This is a genomic window from Candidatus Zixiibacteriota bacterium (assembly GCA_040753495.1).
In the GTDB taxonomy this organism is placed as follows: domain Bacteria; phylum Zixibacteria; class MSB-5A5; order GN15; family PGXB01; genus DYGG01.
In genome coordinates this window covers 23,607-48,487 of the sequence record JBFMEF010000004.1, presented here as the reverse complement: position 1 = coordinate 48,487, position 24,881 = coordinate 23,607, and the positions used below count along the sequence as shown (strand labels likewise).

At 51.2% G+C, this 24,881-nt stretch carries 24 protein-coding genes and 1 pseudogene; 15 read left to right on the top strand and 10 right to left on the bottom strand.

Features of this window, described 5'->3' with window-relative positions:
- The first annotated feature begins 58 nt into the window (after nucleotides 1-58).
- From ftsH to AB1690_00310, 9 genes are all read left to right on the top strand, one after another.
- Nucleotides 59-1,912: an ATP-dependent zinc metalloprotease FtsH gene (gene ftsH / locus AB1690_00350; protein ID MEW6013754.1), complete on the top strand. Its 1,854-nt coding sequence runs from the start codon at nucleotides 59-61 to the stop codon at nucleotides 1,910-1,912.
- Nucleotides 1,912-2,466 (top strand): GTP cyclohydrolase I FolE, encoded by a 555-nt coding sequence (gene folE, locus AB1690_00345; GenBank protein ID MEW6013753.1) that lies wholly within the window; start codon nucleotides 1,912-1,914, stop codon nucleotides 2,464-2,466. The genes ftsH and folE overlap by 1 nt, the downstream gene beginning before the upstream one ends.
- 189 nt (nucleotides 2,467-2,655) lie before the next feature.
- Nucleotides 2,656-3,444, top strand: a complete 789-nt coding sequence (folP, locus tag AB1690_00340) for a dihydropteroate synthase (protein ID MEW6013752.1) — start codon at nucleotides 2,656-2,658, stop codon at nucleotides 3,442-3,444.
- Between the two features lies 1 nt (nucleotide 3,445).
- A complete protein-coding gene (cdaA, locus tag AB1690_00335) occupies nucleotides 3,446-4,207 on the top strand; it encodes a diadenylate cyclase CdaA (protein MEW6013751.1) in 762 nt (253 codons plus the stop codon).
- Nucleotides 4,208-4,292: 85 nt separating this feature from the next.
- Complete coding sequence (gene obgE / locus AB1690_00330) at nucleotides 4,293-5,276, top strand: GTPase ObgE (GenBank protein MEW6013750.1); 984 nt, start codon at nucleotides 4,293-4,295, stop codon at nucleotides 5,274-5,276.
- Nucleotides 5,254-6,363 carry a DNA-processing protein DprA gene (gene dprA / locus AB1690_00325; GenBank protein ID MEW6013749.1) on the top strand — a complete coding sequence of 370 codons (1,110 nt, stop codon included), beginning with the start codon at nucleotides 5,254-5,256 and terminating at the stop codon, nucleotides 6,361-6,363. Before obgE ends, dprA begins: the two co-directional genes overlap by 23 nt.
- 4 nt (nucleotides 6,364-6,367) lie before the next feature.
- Nucleotides 6,368-6,643, top strand: a complete 276-nt coding sequence (locus AB1690_00320; protein ID MEW6013748.1) for an HPr family phosphocarrier protein — start codon at nucleotides 6,368-6,370, stop codon at nucleotides 6,641-6,643.
- Nucleotides 6,644-6,703: 60 nt separating this feature from the next.
- On the top strand, nucleotides 6,704-8,452 hold the full coding sequence (ptsP, locus tag AB1690_00315) for a phosphoenolpyruvate--protein phosphotransferase (protein ID MEW6013747.1): 1,749 nt from the start codon (nucleotides 6,704-6,706) through the stop codon (nucleotides 8,450-8,452).
- A 15-nt stretch (nucleotides 8,453-8,467) separates the two neighbouring features.
- Nucleotides 8,468-9,532: a bifunctional phosphoglucose/phosphomannose isomerase gene (locus tag AB1690_00310; protein ID MEW6013746.1), complete on the top strand. Its 1,065-nt coding sequence runs from the start codon at nucleotides 8,468-8,470 to the stop codon at nucleotides 9,530-9,532.
- Nucleotides 9,533-9,567: 35 nt separating this feature from the next.
- On the opposite strand, the gene AB1690_00305 is transcribed toward AB1690_00310, so the two are convergent.
- Both AB1690_00305 and AB1690_00300 read right to left on the bottom strand, forming a co-directional pair.
- Nucleotides 9,568-10,890, bottom strand: coding sequence for a hypothetical protein (locus AB1690_00305; protein ID MEW6013745.1), 1,323 nt, complete (start codon nucleotides 10,888-10,890; stop codon nucleotides 9,568-9,570).
- A gap of 86 nt (nucleotides 10,891-10,976) precedes the next feature.
- Nucleotides 10,977-11,573, bottom strand: coding sequence for a penicillin-binding protein activator LpoB (locus AB1690_00300; protein MEW6013744.1), 597 nt, complete (start codon nucleotides 11,571-11,573; stop codon nucleotides 10,977-10,979).
- A gap of 341 nt (nucleotides 11,574-11,914) precedes the next feature.
- Here AB1690_00300 and AB1690_00295 point away from each other — a divergent pair.
- Nucleotides 11,915-13,438: pseudogene (locus AB1690_00295) on the top strand (aromatic amino acid ammonia-lyase).
- A gap of 76 nt (nucleotides 13,439-13,514) precedes the next feature.
- Here the strand turns inward: AB1690_00295 and AB1690_00290 are convergent.
- Nucleotides 13,515-14,594, bottom strand: a complete 1,080-nt coding sequence (locus AB1690_00290; GenBank protein MEW6013743.1) for an LptF/LptG family permease — start codon at nucleotides 14,592-14,594, stop codon at nucleotides 13,515-13,517.
- 1 nt (nucleotide 14,595) lies between these two features.
- Entirely contained in the window at nucleotides 14,596-15,918 is a 1,323-nt protein-coding gene (locus tag AB1690_00285) for an LptF/LptG family permease (protein ID MEW6013742.1), read from the bottom strand.
- 104 nt (nucleotides 15,919-16,022) lie between these two features.
- On the opposite strand from AB1690_00285, the gene AB1690_00280 reads away from it, so the two are divergent.
- The 3 genes from AB1690_00280 (at nucleotide 16,023) to AB1690_00270 (ending at nucleotide 19,448) form a co-directional block, all read left to right on the top strand.
- Entirely contained in the window at nucleotides 16,023-16,946 is a 924-nt protein-coding gene (locus AB1690_00280) for an HD domain-containing protein (protein ID MEW6013741.1), read from the top strand.
- A 394-nt stretch (nucleotides 16,947-17,340) separates the two neighbouring features.
- A complete protein-coding gene (locus AB1690_00275; protein ID MEW6013740.1) occupies nucleotides 17,341-17,862 on the top strand; it encodes an HIT domain-containing protein in 522 nt (173 codons plus the stop codon).
- Entirely contained in the window at nucleotides 17,826-19,448 is a 1,623-nt protein-coding gene (locus AB1690_00270; protein ID MEW6013739.1) for an aconitase family protein, read from the top strand. The genes AB1690_00275 and AB1690_00270 overlap by 37 nt, the downstream gene beginning before the upstream one ends.
- A 31-nt stretch (nucleotides 19,449-19,479) precedes the next feature.
- On the opposite strand, the gene rho is transcribed toward AB1690_00270, so the two are convergent.
- From rho to panD, 6 genes are all read right to left on the bottom strand, one after another.
- Nucleotides 19,480-20,730, bottom strand: a complete 1,251-nt coding sequence (rho, locus tag AB1690_00265; GenBank protein ID MEW6013738.1) for a transcription termination factor Rho — start codon at nucleotides 20,728-20,730, stop codon at nucleotides 19,480-19,482.
- 63 nt (nucleotides 20,731-20,793) lie between these two features.
- Entirely contained in the window at nucleotides 20,794-21,126 is a 333-nt protein-coding gene (gene rsfS / locus AB1690_00260; protein MEW6013737.1) for a ribosome silencing factor, read from the bottom strand.
- 33 nt (nucleotides 21,127-21,159) lie between these two features.
- The gene (locus tag AB1690_00255) at nucleotides 21,160-21,657 is read right to left on the bottom strand and encodes a LytR C-terminal domain-containing protein (GenBank protein ID MEW6013736.1); all 498 of its coding nucleotides are present in this window, start codon (nucleotides 21,655-21,657) and stop codon (nucleotides 21,160-21,162) included.
- Between the two features lie 27 nt (nucleotides 21,658-21,684).
- Complete coding sequence (locus tag AB1690_00250) at nucleotides 21,685-22,152, bottom strand: hypothetical protein (GenBank protein ID MEW6013735.1); 468 nt, start codon at nucleotides 22,150-22,152, stop codon at nucleotides 21,685-21,687.
- 149 nt (nucleotides 22,153-22,301) lie between these two features.
- Entirely contained in the window at nucleotides 22,302-23,048 is a 747-nt protein-coding gene (locus AB1690_00245) for an NTP transferase domain-containing protein (protein MEW6013734.1), read from the bottom strand.
- Nucleotides 23,049-23,060: 12 nt separating this feature from the next.
- Complete coding sequence (panD, locus tag AB1690_00240) at nucleotides 23,061-23,408, bottom strand: aspartate 1-decarboxylase (protein ID MEW6013733.1); 348 nt, start codon at nucleotides 23,406-23,408, stop codon at nucleotides 23,061-23,063.
- Nucleotides 23,409-23,589: 181 nt separating this feature from the next.
- On the opposite strand from panD, the gene AB1690_00235 reads away from it, so the two are divergent.
- Nucleotides 23,590-23,961: a hypothetical protein gene (locus tag AB1690_00235; protein MEW6013732.1), complete on the top strand. Its 372-nt coding sequence runs from the start codon at nucleotides 23,590-23,592 to the stop codon at nucleotides 23,959-23,961.
- Between the two features lie 98 nt (nucleotides 23,962-24,059).
- Complete coding sequence (locus AB1690_00230) at nucleotides 24,060-24,854, top strand: SRPBCC domain-containing protein (protein MEW6013731.1); 795 nt, start codon at nucleotides 24,060-24,062, stop codon at nucleotides 24,852-24,854.
- The last annotated feature ends 27 nt before the right edge of the window (nucleotides 24,855-24,881 follow it).

Below are 24,881 nucleotides of genomic sequence, written 5' to 3'. Positions count from 1 at the left end.
CTCCAAAGAGGACCCGGATGGAAGAGATTCTTTTTCCTGGAAAGGTCCCGCCAAGTCGCTGGCATTCTGGCTGGTAATTATACTGGCATTCATTCTGATTTACAGCGTTTACAGTTCCTCCAGCAAAGATGTGGCGGAAATCAGCTACAGTGAATTCCTGAAGCAACTGGAGAACGACAATATTGCCTCCGTTACCTTTATTGAGCGGGAGATTGAGGGAAAGTTGAAGACGGAAACAGCCCTTATTTCGGGGAATACTCCGGGACGATTCACCAAGTTCAAAGCCCGCATTCCATTCGAAGATAACAGCTTCACATTAGTGGATCGGCTGGAAAAAGCCGGGGTAACTATTTCTGCCAAGACCGAGGGACCCAATTACTTTTCGGTTCTGATATCTATCGCCCCCTGGTTTCTCTTGATATTCATCTGGCTCTTTTTCCTTCGCCAGATGCAGGGCGGCGGGGGACCGCGGGGACTTTTCTCTTTTGGCAAGAGCCGCGCCAAGCTGCTCACCGATGAGCGTCCCAAGGTCACCTTCAATGATGTCGCCGGTGTCGATGAAGCCAAAGAGGAGTTGCGAGAGATAATAGAATTCTTAAAAGACCCGGGCAAATTTCAGAAGCTGGGGGGAAAGATACCCAAAGGCGCCTTGCTTTTGGGACCGCCCGGTTCGGGGAAAACTCTTTTGGCGCGGGCAGTCGCCGGTGAAGCCGGTGTCCCCTTTTTCTCGATGTCTGGCTCTGATTTTGTGGAGATGTTTGTCGGCGTCGGCGCCAGCCGTGTCCGCGACCTGTTCGAGCAGGGGAAAAAGAACGCTCCCTGTATTATATTTATAGATGAAATTGACGCTGTTGGGCGTCACCGTGGCGCCGGTTTGGGCGGCGGTCATGATGAACGTGAGCAGACTCTCAATCAACTTCTGGTCGAAATGGACGGCTTTGAATCGAACGATGGGGTTATACTGATTGCCGCTACTAACCGTCCCGACATTCTCGACCCGGCCTTGACCCGCCCTGGACGGTTTGACCGTCAGATAGTGGTCGATTCGCCGGACGTGCGGGGCCGCGAGGGGATTCTGAAGGTTCACGCCAAGAAGATAAAACTGAGCGAAGATATAAATATGGAGATCCTCGCCCGCGGCACGCCGGGAATGTCCGGCGCCGATTTAGCCAATATGGTCAATGAGGCGGCTCTTCTGGCGGCGCGGAAGAATCGTGATGCCGTGACGATGCAGGATTTCGAGGAAGCAAAAGATAAGGTGATGATGGGCGCGGAACGGCGGTCGCTGGTCATTCCTGAAGTGGAGAAGAAAATTATAGCCTATCATGAAGCGGGGCATGCTCTCGTATCCAAATTCCTGCCTCATGCCGACCCGGTTCATAAAGTAACAATCATTCCCCGTGGTCTGGCGCTGGGAGTAACGCATTATCTTCCTCTCGATGAGCGCCGCACCCACTCGAAAGACTACCTGGAGACGCGGCTGGTTTACGCTATGGGAGGACGAGTCGCCGAGAAAGTGGTTTTTGACCAGCTTTCTACCGGCGCCTCCGATGACCTGCGGCGAATCACCGAGATTGCCCAGAATATGGTTTGTCGTTGGGGAATGTCGGAAAAGCTGGGACCTCTGACCTTCGGCAAGAGGGAAGAGCAGATTTTCCTGGGGCGCGAAATCGCCCAGCATAGGGATTATTCCGAGGAGACAGCCCGTTTAATTGATGAAGAAGTGCGCGCAATAGTCTTGAAGGCGGAAAATCGGGCGATGGAGATATTGACCAAGAATCGTGAGCTTCTTGACAAAGTAGCTGAAGCGCTTCTGGAGAAAGAGGTTCTGGACGGTCATCAGCTGGATGAAATTATCGGGGCAGCCGGACCGGAGAGCGTGGTGGCGCCAGCGCCGGCGCCGCAACCCTGATGGACAAGAATAAGATTACAAAAGGGGTACGGCTGATTCTGGAAGGTATCGGCGAAGACCCCGAACGGGAAGGACTCAAGAGGACGCCGGAACGGATATTCGAGTTCTACCAGCAGGTGCTGTCAGGGCTGAAAGCCCGCCCGGAAAGAACACTAAAACTATATTCCTCCAGTAATAAAGATGAACTGATTATTGTCCGCGACATCTCTTTTTATTCTCTCTGCGAGCACCATCTACTCCCCTTTTTCGGCAAAGTGCATATCGCTTATATACCCCAAAGAAACAAAATCACCGGCTTCTCCAATTTAGTGAATATTGTGGAAGTTCTCTCGCACCGTCCGACGGTGCAGGAGAATCTAACATCGGCAATCGCCGACACCATTGGAGAGATAATTGCGCCCAAAGGGATTCTGGTGATAATCGAAGCGGAACATCTCTGCCTGACTATGATTGGGGTCAAGAAGCCCGGCTCAAAAACGGTGACCTCGGCTATCCGAGGGGTATTGCGCAAAGATGCCACCCGCGCCGAAGCGATGGCGTTGATAAAGCAGTAGCAATTTCAGACGTTTTCCGCCGCCGTATCATCTGCCGGCGCTCTACAAATATATTGCCAACACTTTTTCGCGTTTCTATATTGAGAAACGGATATTAGAATTGAAACCATGCCGAATATAACTACCGCAATGTCGAAAAAGATAGTTCTACATGGACCACGAAGATTTATATTCGAGTCTCCGGCCATTATGGGAGTTCTGAATGTCACCCCCGATTCATTTTCAGACGGCGGCCGGTATTTCAGTTGGAGCGCCGCCCTGAATCGAGCGAAAGAGATTCTTCAGGAGGGGGCGGATATAATCGATATTGGAGGGGAGTCTTCCCGCCCCGGGTCGGAACCGGTCAGTGTTGAGGATGAGCTGCAGCGGGTGGTTCCGATGGTGAAGGCGGTCAGGCAGTTTTCGCAGGCGGCAATTTCGGTCGATACAGCCAAAGCGGAAGTGGCTCGTCGCTCCCTGGAAGCGGGGGCAGAAATCATAAATGATATTTCGGCGCTTCGCTTTGACCGGGAAATGGCGGCGGTAGTCAGGGATTTTGAGGCGGTGGTGGTGCTGATGCATATGCTGGGGGAGCCAAAGACGATGCAGCAAGCCCCTTATTATGACGACTGTATTGCGGAAATCAGCAAGTTCTTTGAAGAGCGGGTGGAGTATTGCCTTCGCCAGGGAATCAGCCGTGGCCGTATTGTTCTTGACCCCGGCATCGGATTCGGCAAGAGGCTTGAAGACAATATCGATATTTTGATTCATCTCGACCGGTTCAGACGTCTGGGTTTCCCCCTGATGCTGGGAACATCGAGAAAGTCGTTCATAGGACTTATTACCGGTATCAAAGACCAGCCGGAAAAACGAATCGGCGGCTCCATTGCCTCAGCGCTACTGGGTATGATGAAAGGCGCCGATATTCTGCGCGTGCACGATGTGGCGGCGACTATAGAGGCGGTAAAAGTATTCAAAGCGATAAACGGGGCGAATTGAGATGGAACTATTTCATTTTGGATTTCTGACCTTTCGGTTGATAGACCTGCTCGATATTATAATTGTCTCTCTGATTATTTATCAATTGCTGGCGCTTATGAAAGGGACACGGGCGGCTCAGATGGTCACCGGCCTGGTCCTTATTTTTGTAGTCGCCTTTATCGCTTTCTGGTTTCAACTGGAGGGGCTGTCGTGGCTTTTCTCCAACCTGGCTACCATCGGTTTTATCATTCTGGTGGTTGTCTTCCAGCCGGAACTGCGCTCGGCTTTAGCGCATATGGGACACTCCCGTTTCATCCGCTATCTTTTTCGGGTGGAGGAACAGAAATCGGTGGAAGAGGTTACCCGCGCGGTGATTCGCCTCTCGGAGCTGCGCTACGGCGGATTAATAGTGTTTGAGCGCGGAGTGGGACTCCGGAATTACATCGAAACCGGCAAGGAATTGAATGCCCAGATATCGGCAGAAGTGATATCCACCCTGTTTACCCCTTATACCCCCCTTCATGATGGCGCCATTATTTTGACCGGTGACGTAATTGCCGCGGCGGCCTGCACTCTCCCCCTGTCACAGAACCCACAGTATCGCAAATTGTACGGGATGCGGCACAAAGCGGCTATCGGTGTAACGGAAGTTTCCGATGCCGTGGCGGTGGTGGTTTCGGAGGAAACCGGCGCGATATCTATTACTTTTGACGGGCAGATGGAGCAGGATATTGACCGCGCCGAGTTCAAACAGAAACTGGCTCAATATATAAAGCGATAATTTTTCAATTTGAGAGCGGGGCTTATCTTGGTTACCGGCTATCTTTTTCTTATATTGCCGCCGAATTGCTCTTATTGAGAGAACTATGTTTATTGATTACGCCGAAATTGAGGTAAGCGCCGGGCATGGCGGACCGGGGGCGATATCTTTTCGTCATGAGAAATATGTCCCCAAGGGGGGGCCTGATGGCGGCAATGGCGGCCGCGGCGGAAATGTCATTTTCAGAGCCGACAGCAATCTGGCGACCCTTCTTGATTTCAGATACAAAAAAGTTTATAGGGCGGAAAACGGGCAGCCGGGACAGGGGGGTTTAAAGACCGGTCGTGACGGCGAAGATATCGTAATTCGCGTGCCGGTCGGCACCATGATTAGCAACCTTGAGACCGGTCAACCGGTAGCGGACCTGAGTCAGGAAGGGAAAGAGGTTCTGGTCGCCCGGGGAGGAATTGGCGGCCGTGGCAACGCCCAGTTTAAATCATCTGTCAACCAGGCGCCGCGACATGCCGATAAAGGGCGCCCCGGTGAAACGGTTAAAATAGCCCTGGAACTAAAGCTCTTAGCCGATGTGGGATTGGTGGGGCTGCCCAATGCCGGCAAATCGACCCTGCTGTCGCGCTTATCGGACGCCCGCCCCAAAATCGCCGATTATCCTTTTACGACACTGGTGCCAAATCTGGGCATTGTTCGTCTGCGCGAATTTAAGTCCTTTGTCCTTGCCGATATTCCCGGTATTATCGAAGGCGCCGCCGAAGGGAAAGGGCTTGGCATTCAATTTCTGAAGCATATACAGAGGACGCGGGTCATTATTTACCTGATTGATATATTCACAGCTGATGACATCGACAAGACGCTGGAGATTTTGAAAAATGAATTGTACCAATTTGACCGGGAGCTTCTCAAGAGACCTCATTTGGTTGTATTGAACAAGATTGACCTGATGGACCCGAAAAGATTAAAGGCGATTTCAAAGAAAGTCTCACCCGATTATATTTTCTGCTCGGCGCAGTCCGGCGCCGGCATAAAGAAGCTTCTGAATAGAATAGAACATGAGCTTGACCGACAGCGATAGAAAAGAGAAATTAGCGGAGCTGATTAACTTATCCTTGATTCCGGGCATTGGGCCCTCCCGGTTCTATCAACTGGTGAGCGCTTTCAGCTCGATTTCCGAAGTACTGAAGGCATCAGAATCGACTCTGGCGACTTTACCCGGTTTCGGCGCGGAAATTTCGCGGCGCATAAGAGATGGCCAGAACCGGCAAAACGCCCAGAAAATCGTCGACGAGATAGAGAAACTGGGATGGCGGTATTATCTGTATGATGATTCCGATTATCCCTCTCCCCTCAAAGAAATACCGGACCGTCCGCCGTACCTGTTTTATCTGGGCGAATATCGCGAAACGGACAATCTCGCCATAGCGATTGTAGGCTCGCGCTCTACGTCGGAGGAGGGACGTCTATTCGCCGAAAATCTCGCCGGCACTCTCGCCGAGAACGGCGTGACGGTAATTTCGGGGATGGCTCGCGGCACCGATATTTCGGCGCACCGGGGGGCGCTGAATGCCGGCGGACGGACCATTGCGGTCTTCGGCTGTTCGCTGGAGACTATCTATCCGCCTGAAGGGAGAGAACTGGCTAAGAAGATAATCGAGAAGGGAGCTATTTTCTCGGAATATCTGCCCGGCACGGTTCCTTTTGGACCTAATTTCCCCAAGCGGAACCGGATAATATCGGGGCTATCTCAAGGGGTGGTCATAATAGAAGCGGCGGAGCGCTCCGGGGCGCTTTCGACTGCCGGGCATGCCCTGTCGCAGAACCGCGAAGTTTTCGCCGTTCCCGGTTCACCGCGACTGGAAACAAGCAAAGGGACTAACCGATTGATTAAAGAAGGCGCCAAACTCCTGACCTCGGTGGAAGATATTTTCGCCGAACTGCCGCGACTTAAAGGGGAGGTTAAAGCGCAACAGGCAAAACTTGCCGCGGAATTGACGGCAACGGAAGAAAAGGTGATTCAGTTATTTGCCTCGGGACCGGTGCATCTGGACGCGCTCTCGCGCCAGATGAACACTCCCGTTACGGAACTGATGCCGATTCTTCTGGCGCTGGAGCTGAAAGGTTTAATTAGGGAATTGGCGGGGAAAAGATATATATTGAACTGAAATTATGGTGCAGCAGTCGGTAAGAATTGTCAATCGCCTGGGGATGCATGCGCGCCCCTCGGCTATGTTTGTCAGCCATGCCTCCAAATATAAATCGGATGTTTTTGTCGAAAAACAGGGGTTGAAGGTGAACGGCAAATCGATTATGGGGGTGATGATGTTGGCCGCCGAGCAGGGCAGCGAATTGATTATCTATACCGAGGGGGAAGATGAGCAGAGCGCGCTGGAAGACCTGGTCAATCTGGTCAACTCCGGATTTGGCGACCTCAAGGATTTATAATTGAGTTGCTTTTGATTTCAGGTACCGCTATTTTTGAAGAGAACACTGAGAATTAATCCAATGACGATTCAGAAAAAGAGCTTATTGCTAAAAGGAATTCCGGCCTCCGGGGGCTTCGCTTTCGGAGAAGCCCGCATTATATTTAAATGGGTGCAGTCAATCGAGGAACATCTGATACCGGAATCGCAAGTAGATGATGAAATCGAGAAACTGGATAACGCTGTCGATGAGACCCTGGTGGAATTGGAGAAATGGCGTAAGTCAGCCGGGCAGAAAATAGGCGGGCCGGTCGCCAAAATTTTTGATTCGCAGATGATGATTGCCTCCGACCGGGAATTCCTGAAGCGAGTGAAAGAAGAAATCAAGTCCGACCGGAAAAACGCCGAGTATGTTTACAGCCGCCTGATTGAAGAAACTGTCTCTCCTCTTCGGGTTTCGCCTGACCCGTATATGCGTCAGATGGTTTATGATATCGAAGCGGTGTCGCAGCGGATAATCAATCATCTTGCCGGACTGGGGGAACATCAGGAGGCGGTCTTTCCGCCCGACTGCGTATTTGTCGCCAAAGAATTCACGCCGGGCGAGGTGCTCTCGCTCTATGAAAGGAAAGCGGCGGCGATAGTAACCACAGGCGGCAGCGCCGTAACGCATATGGCTTTGATTGCCCGCTCGCTTCTGATACCGACAGTGGTGGGCGTTGAGCAGGCGCATCTAAAGATAAAATCAGGAGACCGGGTGGTGGTTGACGGGGATGAGGGGATAGTCCGGGTCAATCTGCCGGCGGAGGAATGGAGCGAGTTGCGCCGCCGGAAAGCGAAGCTGACCGGACGGCATATCGAGCGGCTGCAGAAACTTCCCCAGTTTCCGCCTCGCACCGCCGACAATAAAGAGATAGAGCTTGCTGCCAATATCGACCTTCCCGGTCCAATTGATGACATTCTGGCGTCGAAAAAAATCGGAGTCGGCTTATATCGCACCGAATTTCTCTACCTTCAGAACGGCAAATTTCCCTCCGAAGACCAGCAGTTTGAAGTTTATGACCGGGTCGCGGCGCGGTATCATCCTAAGGCGGTAGTGATTCGGACGTTCGATCTTGGCTCCGATAAGTATTTTTCTGATGACCGTCAGTTAAAAGAGAGCAATCCGGCTCTGGGCTGGCGCGGGATTAGAGCGGCGCTGGATATGCCAAAGATTTTCCGCGACCAGTTGCGGGCTATATTGAGGGCATCGAAACGGGGCAATATCAGGATTCTTCTGCCGATGATAGCCGACATCGCCGAACTGCGCAAAGCGATGAGTCTTCTGCGGCGCTCCATGGTGGAGCTGCGCAAGGAGAAAATACCGTTTGACCAGGAAATCCAGGTGGGAGTGATGATTGAGGTGCCATCGGCGGCGGTGGCGGCCGAAGCTCTTGCCGAGAGAGTATCTTTCTTTTCAATCGGCTCCAATGACCTGACCCAGTACACTCTTGCCGCCGACCGCGACAATGAGCGCCTGGTCAAGATATTCAATCCCCTCCATCCGGCGGTTCTGCGGCTCATTAAGATGTCTATCGACGCCGCCCGGAATCATAATATTCCAATTGCCGTCTGCGGCGAAATGTCGGGCGACCCGCTCAATATCCCGCTTTTAATCGGGATGGGGATTAATCAATTGTCGATGAATCCTTCCCGCCTATTCAACGCCTGCCAGATAGTTTCCAAGATGCGCTGCGATGACGCCGTCCGGCTGGCGGATGAAGTCCTCAAACTGAAAAATCTGAAGGAAGTCGAAGGACGACTTCTCGATTATAATATGTCCTTACAATAATGAGCAGGGAGTGCCATGGAAGCGCTTAATGATGTCCGAAAAATGAAGGAACTTGACCCCCAGGGGATGTATGATAAAATTTATCGCTTCCCGGAGCAGATTGAGCAGGCGATGCAAATCGGGAAGGCAATAAAGATTGATAAGAAGAAATTCGCAGGTATCAGGAATCTGATTGTCGCGGGAATGGGCGGCTCCGCTATTGGGGGTGACCTGGTCCGCTCTTACGTACAGGGGTCATTCAAGATTCCCTTTTATATCTGCCGGCATTATCGTCTCCCTGCTTTCGTCAGCAATAAGTCGCTGGTGGTGATTTCGTCGTACTCCGGAAATACCGAAGAGACTCTATCGGCGATGAGTGAAGCGATGAAAAAGAAAGCCAAAATCGCCTGTATCACCTCCGGGGGAAAAGTGGCGGAGATAGCCCGCAAGAAAAAGTACCCGCTGGTGGAACTGCCGAAAGGATACCCGCCCCGCTCGGCGCTGGGCTACTCATTTGTGCCGCTGCTTTTTCTTCTGGCGAAATTGGGCCTTACGGGTAAAGTTGACAGCGACATCGAGGAACTGGCGATGGGGCTGAAGGCGTATCGCGACCGTTACGCCGCCGAAGTAGATATCGACAAGAACCCGGCCAAGGCGCTGGCATTGAAACTGCATAATCGCATCCCTGTCATCTATTCGGGACCGGAGTTGACCGATGCTGTCGGCACCCGCTGGAAAGGGCAAATCTGCGAAAACGCCAAATGTCTCGCTTTTAATAACCAGTTCGCGGAGTTTAACCACAATGAACTGGTCGGATGGAATGTCATTGAGCCGTACCGGGAAAAACTGATAGTTGTCTATCTTCGAGACAATGACGACCATGACCGGATAAAGCGCCGGATGGAAATTGTCCGTCTGATAATCGAAAAAACCGAGGTTGAGGTAGTCGATATATTTTCACACGGCGATTTCACGCTGGGAAGGCTTTTCTCGCTGATTCAGCTGGGGGATTTTATGTCTTTCTATCTGGCCGTCTTGAACAATGTTGACCCGACACCGGTGAAGGTGATTGACTTTCTGAAGGCGGAATTAGAGAAGTAGAGACGCTTTACCGAAGCGCTATTACGACGGCGCTCTCAACGAAGGCAGAAGGCTTCCACGAGGTTGAGACCGTTTTTCAGGACTTCATATTGGGGGATAAGTCTCTCTTCCAGCAAAACGCCGCCGAAACCATAGAAGCGGATATTCAGGTCATAGATTCCGGGGGGAAGTTCAAAATCGGCCGCATATATTTTTCCCGGAAGCATCCGGCAGCAACGCAAATCGGCATTCTCAGTAATATCAGAGGCGACATCAATAGCCGCCTTCTTGAGCCATCCCCCCAGACCGCCGGTGTCAGCCTTTTTCTTCATTTTGTGCGTTGCCAATCCTTTGGTGACGGCGCGAGCGATGGTGCGAAGATAAATCAGCGACTTTTTGGCTTCAAAGGTCTCTTGCGCCACCCGCCCTACATCTTCCAGCAGGTGCAGTTCGCCTAATACACGGTCATTAGCCAAGACCTCGATTCTCTCTATAGAAGAGGGTCTCGAGACAATCTCCGGAATGGAGAACTTAAAATAGTAATCTTCACCTATCGGCGCCGGGATATGGCCATACTCGGTTTCCTGCCGCTCCGGGTCGGTGTAGAAAACCTGAATCAGGTCGAGGTCCTTGTCGGTTCGAAGTCGCAGCGCCAATTCTTCTTTAACAGGCGACAGCCCGGTCAACCCGACGATGCTCAATAATCCTTGCTTTGAGTGATACTGCACGGGAGGGGGCGCGTGGTTGTAGATATGGGGTTGCTCCAGAAAGGCGTTCTGGAGGAAATCGTAATCGATACGGGCGTCATCCATCTTGCCGGCGGCGGCATACATATGCATGCTCAGGTATCGGGCAAAGGCGGAATTGTTGAAGCGAATCTTCTTTGCCTGATACTCCAGCCTGATTTTAGCCGTGTCGGTATTGAGGCCATCGTTGAATTGACGAGCCGCCTCGTTGTATTTGATTTCCAGCAGATTCAGCTTCTCATTAGCCCGTCGGATTTCAACGAAGGCTCCCTCGCCATCGTTCTTGGCAATGAAGTTCAGCGCTTTGAAAAGATTGGTATAGAGGACTTCATAATCTTCGCCGGCGTATTCCAGGGCATTATCGTTCAGAATCATGGAAAGAGCTGCCCGGGAAATGCTTCTCGTGAAAAGCTCTTCCGCGGCATTTTCAGCGTCAGTCAATCGGCTGATGCTGGAGTCGTATTCTGAAGAATAATGATACCCAAAACCGGCATCGGCATAGTAAAGAAAGCGGTCTTTGCCGTCATATTTCCCCTCCGCCTTAGCCTTTTCCAGCTGTTGCACGGCGGCGGCGTAGTTGCCGTTTTGCAACTCCAGTGCAATCGGGTCATAGAACCCCTTGCGGGTTGCCATGGAGCCGCAACCGTAAAAGCACAAGACAGCCAGGAGCAGGAAAACCGCTCCTGCTCCCGCGGCAACGCGCTTTTTAAAGGCTGGGATTACCACTTGGTTTTGCTGCGTGAAATCTCTTTCTTGATTTTCTTAGTGCCAATCCAGACTTTTTCCATGGTCTCGATATTGACCATCTCCAGGTCGGTCTGGTAGAAGACAACCCGAACGCCCTCGACTTCATCGACGATGCTCTTAATACCGCCGAGAAGAATGAAATCGGCGCCGGTCTCGGCGCGAATCTGTTTCATTGTCTCCGGAGAGGCAAATTCCTGCTGGTCAAAACGTTCCTCGCGAATTTCCTGTTTCTGGTCGCGGCTGGCGACAAACCGAACCTGACCGCTGTTGATTAACTCTCTCTCAAAATCAGTGGTGAAGACTTCCGTATCGATATGCTCGCTGCTGTTGTTGCGAATGGTGCCGACGGTCACCACCGGCTTGGTTCCTTTTGCCGCCGCAAATTCGGTCAGCCAGGGGCGCGACACACAATCGCGAATCATCTCCTCGGCAACCAGACGGGCATCAGTATCATTCCATTTCCCGCTCAGGTCGGTAACTGTCCCCGGCTCGATGCGATAGACCTTTTTAGAGGAGCCGCATCCCGCCACCAGTACTGCCAACAGGAGGACTAAGAGAATCTTTTTCACTTTTACTCCTTTCATATTGCTTAGCTTTTTGTGACCTGCAATGAAACCAAACTTCATAGATTTCAACCTATTGCGCAACTGTTTTTTATCTTATCGGCTGTTTTGCCCTGTTGTCTGAGACCAAACCTATTGACTTGGAGAAGGGCAATTATATATTCATCTGCGTATGAAGAAATTCCATCATGTCAGGTCGTCTCCGGCGCGACTTTTGATTGGAATGGCGCCGGTTGTCCTGTCCCGATACCGTCCCAAAGATTCCTCTGGGCTTCAGGATGAATGAGATTTCGGTCTAATCCTGAAGTGAAGAATCCATAATTGACCAGATTTGGTGAGAGGAAAATATGACTGTTGTATTAAATGGCAGCGGACTGACCGTTGAAAAACTGACCTCAATTGCCCGAAATAATGAAGAAGTCCGGCTGGCTCCGGAAGCGCAGGAGCGGATAAAGCGGTGCCGGGCTATGCTCGAGAAGAAAATAGAAGCCCGCGAGATAATGTATGGCATAAATACCGGTATCGGGGAGTTCTCCGAGGTAGTTCTGACTGATGACCAGGTCCAGGATTTTCAGAAATATCTGATATATAACCATGCTGCCGGAATCGGCGACCCGGCGCCGATAGAATATGTCCGGGGGGCGCTGGCATCGAGAATAAACGTACACGCCAAGGGGCATTCCGGTATCCGTCCCGAAATCACCCTGACCATGGTGGAGATGCTAAACCGGGGGGTGACTCCTTATGTCTGCCAGAAAGGCTCGGTGGGAGCCTGTGGCGACCTGGCTCCGATGGCACAGATGGCGCTGCTGATGATGGGCGAAGGGAAAGCGTACTATAGAGGGGAGCTTCTGGACGGCAAAGCAGCGAGGTAAAGAGCCGGAATACCGGTTCCGGGGCTTAAAGCGCGCGACGGGCTGGGCTTTATAAACGGCTCTAATATGCTGACGGCGATGAGCGCTATCTTTCTGGTCGATGCCAATAACTGGCTCAAACAGGCGGAGATTGCCACCGCTATGTCGCTGGAGGCGCTGAAGGCGAACATGAAGCCATACCATCCGAAAATTCATGAAGTGCGCGGCTTTTCCGGGGCAATGCGCACCGCTCGGGCGATTCGTAAATGTATCGAAGGGGGCGACCTGGCGGAAGGAAAAATTAAGAGCAAAGTACAGGACGCCTATTCGATGCGCTCCACTCCCCAGGTTATCGGGGCGGCACACGATGCCCTGGCGTATGCCCGCTCCCAGGTGGAAATTGAGCTCAACGGGGTGGGCGATAATCCGATATTCTTCGCCGATGAAAACCTGCAGCTCTCCGGCGCCAATTTCCAGGGAACGCCGGTTTCTCTGCCGATGGATATGGCGGGAGCGGCTATCACTATGGTTTCCGTTCTCTCCGAAAGACGGATGAATCGCTTAAATAATCCGGCGCTCAGTGTCGGTCTGCCGCCGTTTTTGACAAAGGGAGCCGGTATGTTTTCCGGCTTGATGCTGAGCCAATATACGGCCGATTCGTTAATAGTTGAGCAGAGGATTCTCTCAATGCCGGCTTCAATTCAATCAATTCCAGCGGCCGCCGACCAGGAAGATTTTGTTTCGATGGGAATGAATACCGCTATAAAAAACTTTCAGATTCTGGATAATGGTTATGGGGTTCTGGGGATTGAGATGATGGCGGCGGCCCAGGCGCTGGACCTTCGGGATTACAATTTCGGCAAAGGCACGACTAAGGCGAAGGAAGTGATTCGGCGCCATGTCGACTTCCTGGATATTGACCGTCCCCTCTATCCCGACCATACCAGAATGAAAGAGCTGGTGAAGTCAGGTGAGATTTTGCGCGAAGTGGAGGCGGCTATCGGACCGCTAAGTTAGAAATCAGAAAATTGCTTTAATCAAAGAAGGCGGCGCAATGCCGCCTTTATTTTTGAACCGCCGGGATGAACAGTGCCTATTTTTTCGATGTAAACAGTATTACCAGCCCGACGAGGAAGAAAGCGGCATTGATGCTCCATGCCGCGACATCGGGGGAGAGTTTCTCGTTGTAGCCGAAAGATTGTGTCAACTTGAAGGCAACAAAGTAAAGAAGGGCAATACCGGCGCCCAGGGCAAAAGAGACGGCGATTCCCCCCCGTTTCGGATTAGAGGCAATCGGGACACATATTAAGATGACTATAAACGATGAAAAAGGAAAGGCCAGCTTGATTTTAAGGTCGACCAGTTCGCGCCGATACGGTCCGCCGGTCCGTTTCATTAATCCTATATACCGCTCCAGTTCCCGGTACCCCATATCTTCCGGTTTTCCCAGCGGCACCTCGAAATCGGACGGTTTATCCTGAATGTAGGCGGCCGAGAGCGAATCGAAGGTAAAATACGCTTCCGAACTGTCGCCAAAGACTCTTCGGACGCCGTCATAAAGCATCCAGTTATTCTCAGTATATCGGATTTTTTTGGCGGTGATAAATTCCGTCAGCCGGTTTTCAACCGAGCGGTACAGTTTGATTTCAGCACCTTCACGGGCGGCGACATTATAAGTATTAATGATGAAAAAAAGGTCCTTGCTGACTTGACGATAAATGTTGCGGGAGGTTTCGCGCGAATCGCGGGGGCGTTTTTTGATGGTGTATTCTTTCATCTCCACCCGTCTCTTATTCGGCTCGGGGAAGATAAACTCGTTATAATAGATATGCCCAAGACTCAGAAGAAAAGAGAATATGAGAAGCGGCGCCGCAATGCGATAGAGCGACAAGCCGCTGGTCTTCATTGCCAGAATCTCGTTGCGGCGAGCCAGAATTCCGATGGAAATCAGCGCCGCCAGCAGTACAAAAACAGGAAGGAACGACTTGAGAATCCAACCGGCAAAGTAGGCGTAATAGGTGACAACTTCCAGCAGCGGCACCCGGTTGTCGATAAAATCGCGCAGTTCCTCAATCATATTGATAATGACAATCAGAATGCCGAAAGCAAAAGCAACTAACAGCAGGGCGGCAATAAAATGACGGAGGAGATAGCGGTCAACGACTTTGAGCATTTCATCTCCGGAAAAAAGCGAATAAGGGACGCTCGGTAATGACTTTTATCAGAAGATAGAGACCAATTCCCCCCACCAGGATATTGGCTGACCACATCGCCCAGAACGGTGAAATATAGCCCCGGTCAGAGAGGTCTTCCCCCCCGATCAAAAATGCCCAATAGACGGTGAAAAGCAGAAGCGAAATGGTCACGGCGACTCCCATCCCCCCTCTGCGCGACAGAATTCCCAGGGGCGCGCCTATCAAGATAAAGGCAAATGACGCCGCCGGTATGGAGTATTTTTTATAAATCTCAATCTGGTATTTGTGCACCGTCTTCTTTTGCTCGTTAATCTGCTCCCCTTCCCGCTTCAGTTTCAGGTAAAGACTTTGCATATCGACTTTAAGGAGGGTTAATGCCGCCGAATCGGTAAGAGTTGAATCGTATGGATACTTTAAAGAATCGGAGAACAGGAAACTCAACTTATTCTCAATGCTTTTCTCGGTTCGCTGACGAAAGGGCATAATGGCGCTGTCAGCCCTCACTACCACTTCCTTCATCTGAGCAATATTCATCTCCCGGTCGGTGCGGAAGGTCGATTCCGACCGGCGCAGTTCTGAGCCTACCCCGCCGACATTAATCACCTGCTCTTTGAAATCGACCTTGCGGTAATTGGAGGGTTCGCGGGCATCCAGCATATGCAGTTCGCCGTTGTAAAGCGTGAATTGCACAGTCTGCCCGTTGTCGATGAATTTCATTAATCCCGATTCAGCCACAATAAGGCGCGGCTGCCGGGGGTCTTTGGAGTCGGTGATGCGCACCCCTTCGACTTCGGAAGTGGTGTGGTTTATCTTGTTAATGAGAATAATGTACCCGGAGACATCGGTGATGAAGACGCCCGGTCTGAAGGTCAGGGTGGGGCGCATGGAGCGGATGTCGCCGGTCAGCACCCGTGCCCGGTGATTCCAGTCAGGCAGGACTTTGTCGTTAAATTCAATCATGGCGGCGGTCAGAAGCGCCGCCGCAATCATGAGCGGCGTGAGAACCCGTATTAAATTTATGCCGGAGGTCTTAATAGCGATGATTTCTGAATCGGAAGTGAGCCGCCCGAAAGCCAGAAGCGTCGCCACCAGCACTGCCATTGGCACCGAAAGGGCAATCATCCAGGCAAGGTTGAGAAAAATCAACTCAAACACCACCCCGGCCGATATATTCTTATCAATGACCATTTCCACAATCTTGGGAATGGTTTCCAGCACCAGAACAAACGTAATAATGAAGACCGAAAAGAAGAAGGGCGGGATATGCTCGATCAGGATATACCGATTCAGGATTTTAATCATACTGCACAATATAAATTTTCAACCGTCGGGGTAAAAGAAAAATCGCTTTCCCTTCCCAACGATTCTCTTTATTTTACAGTCTGGGATATGCCCCGAGCCTATTTATGATAAAAGATTTTGTTCTCAATGATACCGTCACCGCCTATCTCAGCATCCGTAAGGCGGAGTTGAAGGAATATTCCGGGAATAACTTTATGACCTTTGAGTTTGGCGATGCCTCGGGACGAATCGCGGGTGTCTGGTGGGAACCGGAACTTCCGGCGCTGGAAGAGCTGAAAGAGGGGGAAGTGGTCAAAATCAAAGGGGTCGTCGGCGACTATCGGGGTAAACCGCAGCTGAAAGTGGTCAAAATCCGGTTGGCAAAGAGCGAGGAATATGATTTGGCGCAGATACTCCCCCGCTCCCGATTTTCCGAAGAGGAACTGCGGGGGAAAGTTCTCGCTCTCAGCGAAAGGGTGGAGAAGGGGCATCTGCGCAAGTTGCTCGACAGTTTTTGGAATGATGAGCCGTTTTTTAAAGCCTATCTGACCGCCGCAGCCGGCAAACTCTGGCATCATGCCCATATCGGCGGTCTTGCCGAGCATTCTGTCAATGTCGCCGAACTCTGCCTCGATATCTCCCTGCGCTATCCCCGCCTTGATAAAGACCTGCTCATCTGCGGCGGGTTGTTTCACGATATGGGGAAAATATCGCAGTACAAGATTACGTCATTTATTGACTATTCCGATGAAGGGCGATTGATAGGACATATCTGCTGGGCGGACCATATAGTGGCGCGGCGCGCCGAGCAGATAGAGTCCTTTCCGCCCAACCTGCTGATGCGCCTGCGCCATATGATTCTTTCACATCAGGGGTTGCTTGAATATGCCTCACCGGTGGTGCCGCAGATTCCGGAAGCCTTCATCCTGTTTTACGCCGACGAAATCGATTCCAAGATGGGCGCGATTGAGCGTATCCGCGAAAAGAGCGACACCGGCTGGTCGGAATATGTGAAACTCCTTGACCGTTTCATCTACTTTGGCGAATGAAGACCGGTTGACCTGCCGCAAATATTCGGGTTATCAAAAAAAATACTTGCCAAATAATTTAAGAAGTCGATAAAATTGACGAAAATCTTTTATAAGAAAGATTTTGAGTCGACAACCGAAGATTCTGCGAAAGACTCTTCGACCCCGATCCGCCTGAGGGTGGGTCACAAAAAGCCGACACCGTTTTACGGGAGGTAAAACAATGGCAGGGAAAACCCCGACCAAGAAAGAAAAGAAGAAACCCAAAAAGAGCGGCAAGAAATAACCGCCACGGATTTTCTTTTCGATGCTATAGAGGCCCCCATATGCGGGGCTTCTTTTTTTAAGGGTGCATCATATTCAACGGCGCAAAAACCATTTGGCGGCGGCGGGAATTTGTGTATATTAACGCCCTATGGAGGAAAAATTCATCTGGGCTCCCTGGCGGTCGGAATATATTCTTGGCAAGAAAGAAAAAGGTTGCATCTTCTGCAACCGCATTCGTCGCCGGCAGGACAGCCGGGATTTGATTGTCTATCGCGGCAAGAGAATATTTGTCATAATGAATAAGTTCCCGTACAACTCCGGTCATGTTATGGTCGTCCCCAAGCGGCATATCAAATCGCTGGAAAGCATGACGGCGGAGGAATCGACGGAATTTTTGGAACTGGTCAAATTGACGACGCGGGTGCTCCGTCTCACACTCAATCCGCAGTCGTTTAATTTAGGAATGAACCTGGGGCGTGGCTCGGGGGCCGGGGTGCCCGGGCATATTCATATGCATATAGTTCCCCGCTGGAACGAAGACACCAGCTTCATGCCGGTGATAAGCAAAACCAGGGTGGTATCATTCGATCTGGGAATGATATATGACATGCTGAGAAAAGGATTCGATTCGGTATGCCCCGAACAAAAATCCCGACCAAAGCGGAACTAATACAATTACAAAGACTCTATAAGACCGATGAGAAAATCGCCGAGCGACTCGGCGGTGTCACGGCGCATCTGGTTGCCTACTGGCGGCGCAAAAAGAATGTCCCGCGGAATACGTTTCCGAAGTTTTCGGAGCGTGAAGTGCGCGACCTCTGGGAGCGCTTCGGGGATGATTACCGCTGCGGCCTGGAAATCGGCATTTCCAAGGCGGCTTTCTACAACTGGCGACGCAAATATAATATCCTGGAGAAACCGGCTTTTCTAAAACTGGAGCAGCTGGAGCTGAATCTTGATGATTCCGGCCGCGCCGCCATCCGCCGCGCCAACTACGGTCGACAGACTATCTCCCAGAAAATCCTGGCGGAAAAGGCGGAAAAAGCGAAAGTGGAGCCGGGCGAAACAGTCTCGATTGAACCGGACCTGGCAATCTGTGACGATAACTCATCTACCGTTGTAAAGCAGTTTCGGGAGCTCGGGGTGAATTTTGTCTGGAATCCGGGGCGGGTAATTATAGTCCTGAATGAGACCGGCGCCGACATCACCGCGGAAAGAGCGGCTGACTATTTTGCCGTACGCGAATTTGCCCGTCGGCAGAATATCAAGCATTTTTTCGATTCCCGGGAGGGGGCGTGTCACCAGATTATTCTGGAGCGGGGCCAGGTCCTTCCGGGCCAGTTTGCGGCCGGCTCCGAGCAGTTCGCAGTTGCCCATGGCGCTATTGGCTCATTTGCATTCAATATTGGTATCGCCCATATGGCTAACCTCTGGGCTAAGGGAAAAGTCTCCCTTAGTACCCCCCGGACGGTGAAAGTGGTCATGAACGGCAAGATGCAAGAGGGCGTGACGGCGCAGGATATCGCGCTCTGGTTCGTCGCCAACGCCAAGAATGGCGCCTGGCAGGGACAGGCGATTGAATTTTATGGTTCAACCGTCCCGATGCTGTCGATGTCGGACCGATTTAATCTGGCGCATCAATCGGCAACCCTGGGGGTGCATTCGGCAATCTTCCCTTTTGACGCTGTGACTCGACGATTCTTGCACGGACGGACCAAGATGCCGTATCGACCGGCACTTGCCGACAAGGATGCGGTTTATGCTGATGAACTGGAACTGACGGCGACGACCTTAACGCCGCAAATTGCCCGTGTCTTCGGTTCGGGAAAAGTAATGCCAGTGGAAGAGTTATTGGGGACATCGGTTCAAAAGATAATTCTCGGTTCCTGCGCCAACGGACGGTTTGACGATTTGAAACTGGCGGCGGACATTATTAAGGGGAAGAAAATTCATCCCGATGTTCGGTTCTATGTGCTGCCGGGGTCTCGCTCGGTTTACCTGGAAGCGCTCAAAAAGGGATTAATTCGCGCCTTTATCGAGGCGGGCGCTATTGTCATGAATCCTGGGGCGCTTCATCCGCCCCTCGATAATTTTGGGTTTATTGCCGGAGGTGAGAGATGCCTGGCGTCGTCATATTTGTCGGCATCACCAAAGGCAGAAGCTGATTCAGGGGAGTTGCTGGTGGCATCGCCGGCGACCTGCGCCGCCAGCGCTCTTAAAGGCGAGATAGTGCATCCCGCCTCTGTCGTCAAATGACGACTGCATTCCAAACTTCAATAACTGCCCTCTAATCCTTCATCGACTGCAGGAACTGCTTGTTGTTCTTGGTTTTCCTCATACGGTCGAGAAGGAACTCCATCGCTTCGATAGGGTTCATCTCAGCCAGGAATTTCCGCAGAATCCAGACCTTTTGAAGAACATCCGGCTGAAGCAGCAGCTCTTCCTTACGGGTGGAACTGCGGTTCAGGTCCATGGCGGGGAAGATTCGTCTATCAGAGAGCCTGCGGTCAAGCACCATTTCCAGGTTGCCGGTGCCTTTGAATTCTTCGAATATTACCTCGTCCATACGGGAGCCGGTTTCTATCAAGGCGGTGCCGATGATAGTCAGGGAACCGCCTTCCTCGATATTACGGGCGGCGCCAAAGAACCGTTTCGGTTTATGCAGAGCGTTGCTGTCCACGCCTCCGGAGAGGATTTTGCCGGAATGGGGCACCACGGCGTTATGTGCCCGCGCCAGACGGGTGATACTGTCAAGCAGAATCACCACATCATGCCGGTGCTCAACCAGCCGCTTGGCTTTTTCCAGCACCATATCGGCGACCTGCACATGCCGCTCCGCCGGCTCATCAAAAGTCGAGGAAATCACTTCGCCTCTGACCGAGCGACGCATATCGGTAACTTCTTCGGGACGCTCATCAATCAGCAGAACGATTAGTTTGACCTCGGGATGATTGGTGGTGATGGAATTGGCGATTTTCTGCAGAATCATCGTCTTCCCCGCCTTAGGCGGCGAAGTAATCAGGGCGCGCTGCCCCTTGCCGATAGGGGTCATCAGGTCCATTATCCTCGTGGTCAGCTCATCGGGATTGACCTCGAGAGTGAACGGAACATTGGGATATAAGGGGGTAAGATTGTCAAACAGGGTTTTGTGTTTGGCGACATCGGGGTCTTCAAAATTTATCGCCTCAATCTTCAGAAGCGCAAAATACCGCTCATTATCCTTGGGGGGACGAACCTGTCCGGAAATAGTATCGCCGGTACGGAGGTCAAATCTCTTAATCTGCGAGGGAGAGACATAAATATCATCCGGACCCGGAAGATAGTTATAGTCCGGGGAGCGCAGGAAGCCGTATCCCTCCGAGAGGATTTCGAGCACCCCTTCGGCAAAAATCATCCCCTCTTCTTTTGCCGAGGTGGCTTCCATCACTTTGTAAATCAGTTCCGATTTGCGCAGTCCGGAGACGCCGGGGATTTCTAAAGACTCGGCGATTTCCAGAAGCTCCGCAATAGTCTTGTTTTTAAGGTCTGTGCTTTCCATAACATACCTTATAAGTTAAAAAATTGAATTTTCAGATTTTTACAAATATCAATCGGGGGCTATTCAGCTAATTTCTTCCACGGGAGCGTCTCCCCACAGTCGCTCCAGAGCGTAAAAATCACGGGCAGATTTCTGAAAGATATGCACGACCACATCAACATAATCCAGCAGAATCCATTTGCCTCCTTTGGTCCCTTCGCGATGCCACGGTCTGACGCCTTTTTCGAGGAGACCCTCATCAACGGCGTCGGCGATAGCCTGCACATGGACATCCACATCGCCGGTAATAATTACAAAATAATCACAAACCGAAGTGAGGTTCTTGAGTTTGAGGATTTTTACGTCGTAACCTTTTTTGGTGAGAGCAAGCTTTCCTGCTGTGCGTGCGATAGACAAGGCCGTTAACTTCAAGTTCCTGTCTAAATTCTCCTATTTTGAAGGTTTGAAGACCGTCACGTAGTCCGTACCCAATACCAGGGTTACATCTATGCTGCGATAGTTGTTTTCAATCGGTTCATAAACGATATTGTCGGCGTCAAGCCCCAGCGCCCGCGCCAGACTGACGGCTTTGCCAAGTTCCGGCGAGCGCGATATAAGAAAGCATTTCCTAACGTCATAGGCTTTAAAGTCATACACCTCGACCACATCGACATCCAGCGGCGGCTGTACCAGGCTGGATATCGCCCTGGCAACCGCATTAGCGGCGCCCTGAACACCGCAACCGTTGAGCAGCTGCACCCGGATCGTTTCCACCGGTATGTCAACCGTCTTGGAGACCCCGTTGGATATCTTCAAGGCGAAACTTGCCCCATAAATGATCACAAGGGCAAAAACCGCCAGAATTATCAGTTCCAAGAGACGAGAATGCTTTTTCGGGCGGGCGCTTCGTCTCTTGATTTTTCTATTCGAAGAATGGCTGCTTATCATTTTTTAAAGGATGTATGCCACGCCGGGTCAGCGTCCATACCTCCAGCGGTAATCGTAAGGTGAATAAGGGTAGTAGTAGCTGCCAGGGTAGGATTGGACTCCCACCGACAGATGGAATTCTTCGGAAGGATGGTAATCGAGCCTGAGACCGGGAAGAAAGGCGGCATCGGTGCTGATATTCCGGTTAAAGAAACTGCCGGGATTGTGAAGGACTCCCAAACTCAGGTCCAACGACAAAGCCGACGAAAATTCATAGAATAAGGAGCCGGTATATAGTCCCGCGGTGCCGCTGGCGCCCCCGCCGGAAAAATAACTGAGGGAATAGGAATGGCTCCATTTTATGCGAGATAAGTCTATAAGAGAAAACGGCTTATCGGCAGGCTTGAGACCCAGATAGTCCTTGTCGGAGGTCTTCAACCTGGCTTCATCAATAAACTGAGCCGATAGGGAACCGGCTAAGATTATGAATACCAATGTAATAAAAAGCGTTCTCATTCTTCTTTACTCCCCCGCAAGTCCGCAGGCTATAATTGAAATTATCAAGTTTTAAAATTTTGTCAATCTATTTTTACGTAATTAAATATCGACCAAATCCTGCATTCAGGTTAGTCTATATATTAATACAGTCGGCGGGGCTGAATAGTTTAACTCTTTCGGGAATTATATGCCATTTCCAGCGCCTTTAATTCCTCGGGGGAGTTCACTCCTTCCACTTCAAAGGGGTCATCGATGCGGAACACCCGGCATGGTTTGCCGGCGTCTTGGAGGATTTTGATTGTATCGGTTATATAATATTCTCGCTGCGCGTTATTGTCATCGAGGAAGCCAAGTGACCAGAACAGTTCCGCGGAGTTGAAGCAGAAGACTCCGGAATTGATTTCCCGAATTTTCAAAATCTCCGGGGTGGCATCCTTTTTCTCAACGATAGCTTCCAGCCGATCGCTATTTCCCACCCGCAGTATCCGTCCGTAATTTTTGGCATCTTCCAGCACCACCGTCATACAGGTGGCGCTAGCGCCGTTTTCATGATGCGCCGCAATCATTGACTCCAGAGTCCTCCGGTCAAGAAAGGGCACATCACCATTAGCGACGACGACACAGCCGGTAAAGTCTTTCAGAACCGGCAGGGCGCATTTGACGGCATCACCGGTACCGCGCTGGTCTTTCTGCCAGACAAACTCCACCGGGAAATCTTTCAGCTCTTCTTTCACCATCTCCCCTTTGTGACCGATAACGACAACAATCTTTTCAAAGGGAAGTTTGGCGAGGGTTTCCAGAAGGTACCGCACCAGGGGTTTGCCATTGATGGTATGCAGGACTTTGGGAAGGTCCGATTTCATCCTCTTTCCCAGACCGGCGGCAAGGATGACAGCCGCAGTTTTAACGCTCATATGGTATTTATGTCAGACGATTTTGTTATGTTTGTCAACTTTGACAAACTTAGGCTGATAGTAGGCGGCTTTTTCGCGGTCCAGCAGGGCATAGGCGATAATTATGATTATATCCCCCACCTTTCCCTTGAGGGCGGCGGCGCCATTCAGGCAGATTACCCCGGAGCCGGCTTTTCCTTCTATGACATAGGTCTCCAGCCGTTCGCCGCTGGTGACATTGGCTATCTGGACTTTCTCAAAAGGAACTATATCGGCCGCCCGCATCAAATCGGAATCAATTGTGATGGAGCCCTCGTAGTTAACGTTGGCTTCGGTTATGGTCGCCCGATGGATTTTCGACTTGCAGATATGAATCAACATCTCTTTTTCACCACTTTCCTAAACTAAACAACTGCAAAATATAATTGTTTCCGGAAAAATGGCAATACCAGAATAAACTCCACCGCTAATTTTCTTGACCTGCCGCGCCTATTTGGATAACTTGAATCAATTAATGACAGCAAATTCATGCCCGAAAAAACTTCTTTGATACGGAGGGGAGATGTTTTGCCCCAAGTGCAGATATGAATATGAAATCGGTCTCTTCGTCTGTCCCGACTGCGGCAGCCGTCTGGTAGAGACTCTTCCGCCTGATGAGGAACCGGAATATACCGAACTGGTCACCGTGCTTACTACCGGGGACGCCGGGCTTCTCGCCCTCGCCAAATCGATACTGAATGATGCCGCCATAGATTTTTATGTCAAGGGGGAATCTGCCAAGGACCTCTTCGCGGCTGGTTTTTATGAGGTGCAGGTCAATCCGGAAAATGAAGAGGAAGCGCTCGGTTTGATGGAAGATATGCTCAAGGGGGGGTATACGCTTGCCGGAGAGGATTATGATGATGAAGATGTGGAGGATGAAGAGGGGAGGTAAGAAACCGCTTTCTTGCGATGTTGCGACTCATTATTGAAATCATTCTTGCGATTAATACGATTACGGCGGGTATTCACTCCGCCTCTGAATTAAGCAGTATGCCACCCAAAACACAGTTTATGGTTCATCTGACAGGGACTCGCGCCGGCTGGCCTGACAATATGACTGCCGAGGAAGAAAAAGTAATGTCGGAGCATTTTGAATATCTCAAAGATTTGACCGCGGCGAAGAAGGTGATTCTTGCCGGACCCTGTTTCGGACTCAGGACCGGAATCATTGTACTGCAGACCGACTCGGAAGAGGAAGCGCGTCAGATAATGGAGCATGAGCCATCAGTGCTTCAAGGGGTGCATAAGTATGAACTTTATCCGATGGTAATATCGCTACTGAGCGACTACCAGTCGCCGTCACGATACCCCAAAGAGATATCGGACAAGGTGCTGAAAAAAGAGGTCGTAATTTCGGCGCCGCGAGCCGAAGTCTGGCGCGCCTGGACGACCACTGACGGCGTTAAGACTTTTATGAGCTCGGAGGCTCAAGTGGAGCTTCGGGTCGGCGGACCGTTTGAAATCTACTTTGTGCCATCAGCGCCGCCCGGCATGCGCGGCTCGGAAGGGTGCCGATTCCTGAGTTTTCTTCCTATGGAATTCCTTTCCTTTGATTGGAATGCCCCGCCCCAGTTCGGGGAGCTGCGGAATCAGCATACCCAGGTGATATTGAGATTTTTTGATCTTCCTCCCGACAGCACGCGGCTCGAGTTTTTTCAGTATGGCTGGGGGCAGGGAGAGAAGTGGGACAGCGTTTACAGCTATTTTGACCGCGCCTGGGGGTATGTTTTGGAGAATTTGAGAAAGCGGTTTGAGACAGGTCCCTTGGATTTTGATACTGAGTAGATTTCGCCACAGTTTGAATGTAAGATC

What these genes read in the sequence shown, in the direction of transcription:
- folE (MEW6013753.1), top strand. Translation starts at nt 1,912, where the DNA reads ATGGACAAGAATAAGATTACAAAAGGGGTACGGCTGATTCTGGAAGGT.
- folP (MEW6013752.1), top strand. Translation starts at nt 2,656, where the DNA reads ATGGGAGTTCTGAATGTCACCCCCGATTCATTTTCAGACGGCGGCCGG.
- cdaA (MEW6013751.1), top strand. Translation starts at nt 3,446, where the DNA reads ATGGAACTATTTCATTTTGGATTTCTGACCTTTCGGTTGATAGACCTG.
- obgE (MEW6013750.1), top strand. Translation starts at nt 4,293, where the DNA reads ATGTTTATTGATTACGCCGAAATTGAGGTAAGCGCCGGGCATGGCGGA.
- dprA (MEW6013749.1), top strand. Translation starts at nt 5,254, where the DNA reads ATGAGCTTGACCGACAGCGATAGAAAAGAGAAATTAGCGGAGCTGATT.
- AB1690_00320 (MEW6013748.1), top strand. Translation starts at nt 6,368, where the DNA reads ATGGTGCAGCAGTCGGTAAGAATTGTCAATCGCCTGGGGATGCATGCG.
- ptsP (MEW6013747.1), top strand. Translation starts at nt 6,704, where the DNA reads ATGACGATTCAGAAAAAGAGCTTATTGCTAAAAGGAATTCCGGCCTCC.
- AB1690_00310 (MEW6013746.1), top strand. Translation starts at nt 8,468, where the DNA reads ATGGAAGCGCTTAATGATGTCCGAAAAATGAAGGAACTTGACCCCCAG.
- AB1690_00305 (MEW6013745.1), bottom strand. Translation starts at nt 10,890, where the DNA reads ATGGCAACCCGCAAGGGGTTCTATGACCCGATTGCACTGGAGTTGCAA.
- AB1690_00290 (MEW6013743.1), bottom strand. Translation starts at nt 14,594, where the DNA reads ATGCTCAAAGTCGTTGACCGCTATCTCCTCCGTCATTTTATTGCCGCC.
- AB1690_00285 (MEW6013742.1), bottom strand. Translation starts at nt 15,918, where the DNA reads ATGATTAAAATCCTGAATCGGTATATCCTGATCGAGCATATCCCGCCC.
- AB1690_00280 (MEW6013741.1), top strand. Translation starts at nt 16,023, where the DNA reads ATGATAAAAGATTTTGTTCTCAATGATACCGTCACCGCCTATCTCAGC.
- AB1690_00275 (MEW6013740.1), top strand. Translation starts at nt 17,341, where the DNA reads ATGGAGGAAAAATTCATCTGGGCTCCCTGGCGGTCGGAATATATTCTT.
- AB1690_00270 (MEW6013739.1), top strand. Translation starts at nt 17,826, where the DNA reads ATGCCCCGAACAAAAATCCCGACCAAAGCGGAACTAATACAATTACAA.
- rho (MEW6013738.1), bottom strand. Translation starts at nt 20,730, where the DNA reads ATGGAAAGCACAGACCTTAAAAACAAGACTATTGCGGAGCTTCTGGAA.
- AB1690_00255 (MEW6013736.1), bottom strand. Translation starts at nt 21,657, where the DNA reads ATGATAAGCAGCCATTCTTCGAATAGAAAAATCAAGAGACGAAGCGCC.
- AB1690_00250 (MEW6013735.1), bottom strand. Translation starts at nt 22,152, where the DNA reads ATGAGAACGCTTTTTATTACATTGGTATTCATAATCTTAGCCGGTTCC.
- AB1690_00245 (MEW6013734.1), bottom strand. Translation starts at nt 23,048, where the DNA reads ATGAGCGTTAAAACTGCGGCTGTCATCCTTGCCGCCGGTCTGGGAAAG.
- panD (MEW6013733.1), bottom strand. Translation starts at nt 23,408, where the DNA reads ATGTTGATTCATATCTGCAAGTCGAAAATCCATCGGGCGACCATAACC.
- AB1690_00235 (MEW6013732.1), top strand. Translation starts at nt 23,590, where the DNA reads ATGTTTTGCCCCAAGTGCAGATATGAATATGAAATCGGTCTCTTCGTC.
- AB1690_00230 (MEW6013731.1), top strand. Translation starts at nt 24,060, where the DNA reads ATGCCACCCAAAACACAGTTTATGGTTCATCTGACAGGGACTCGCGCC.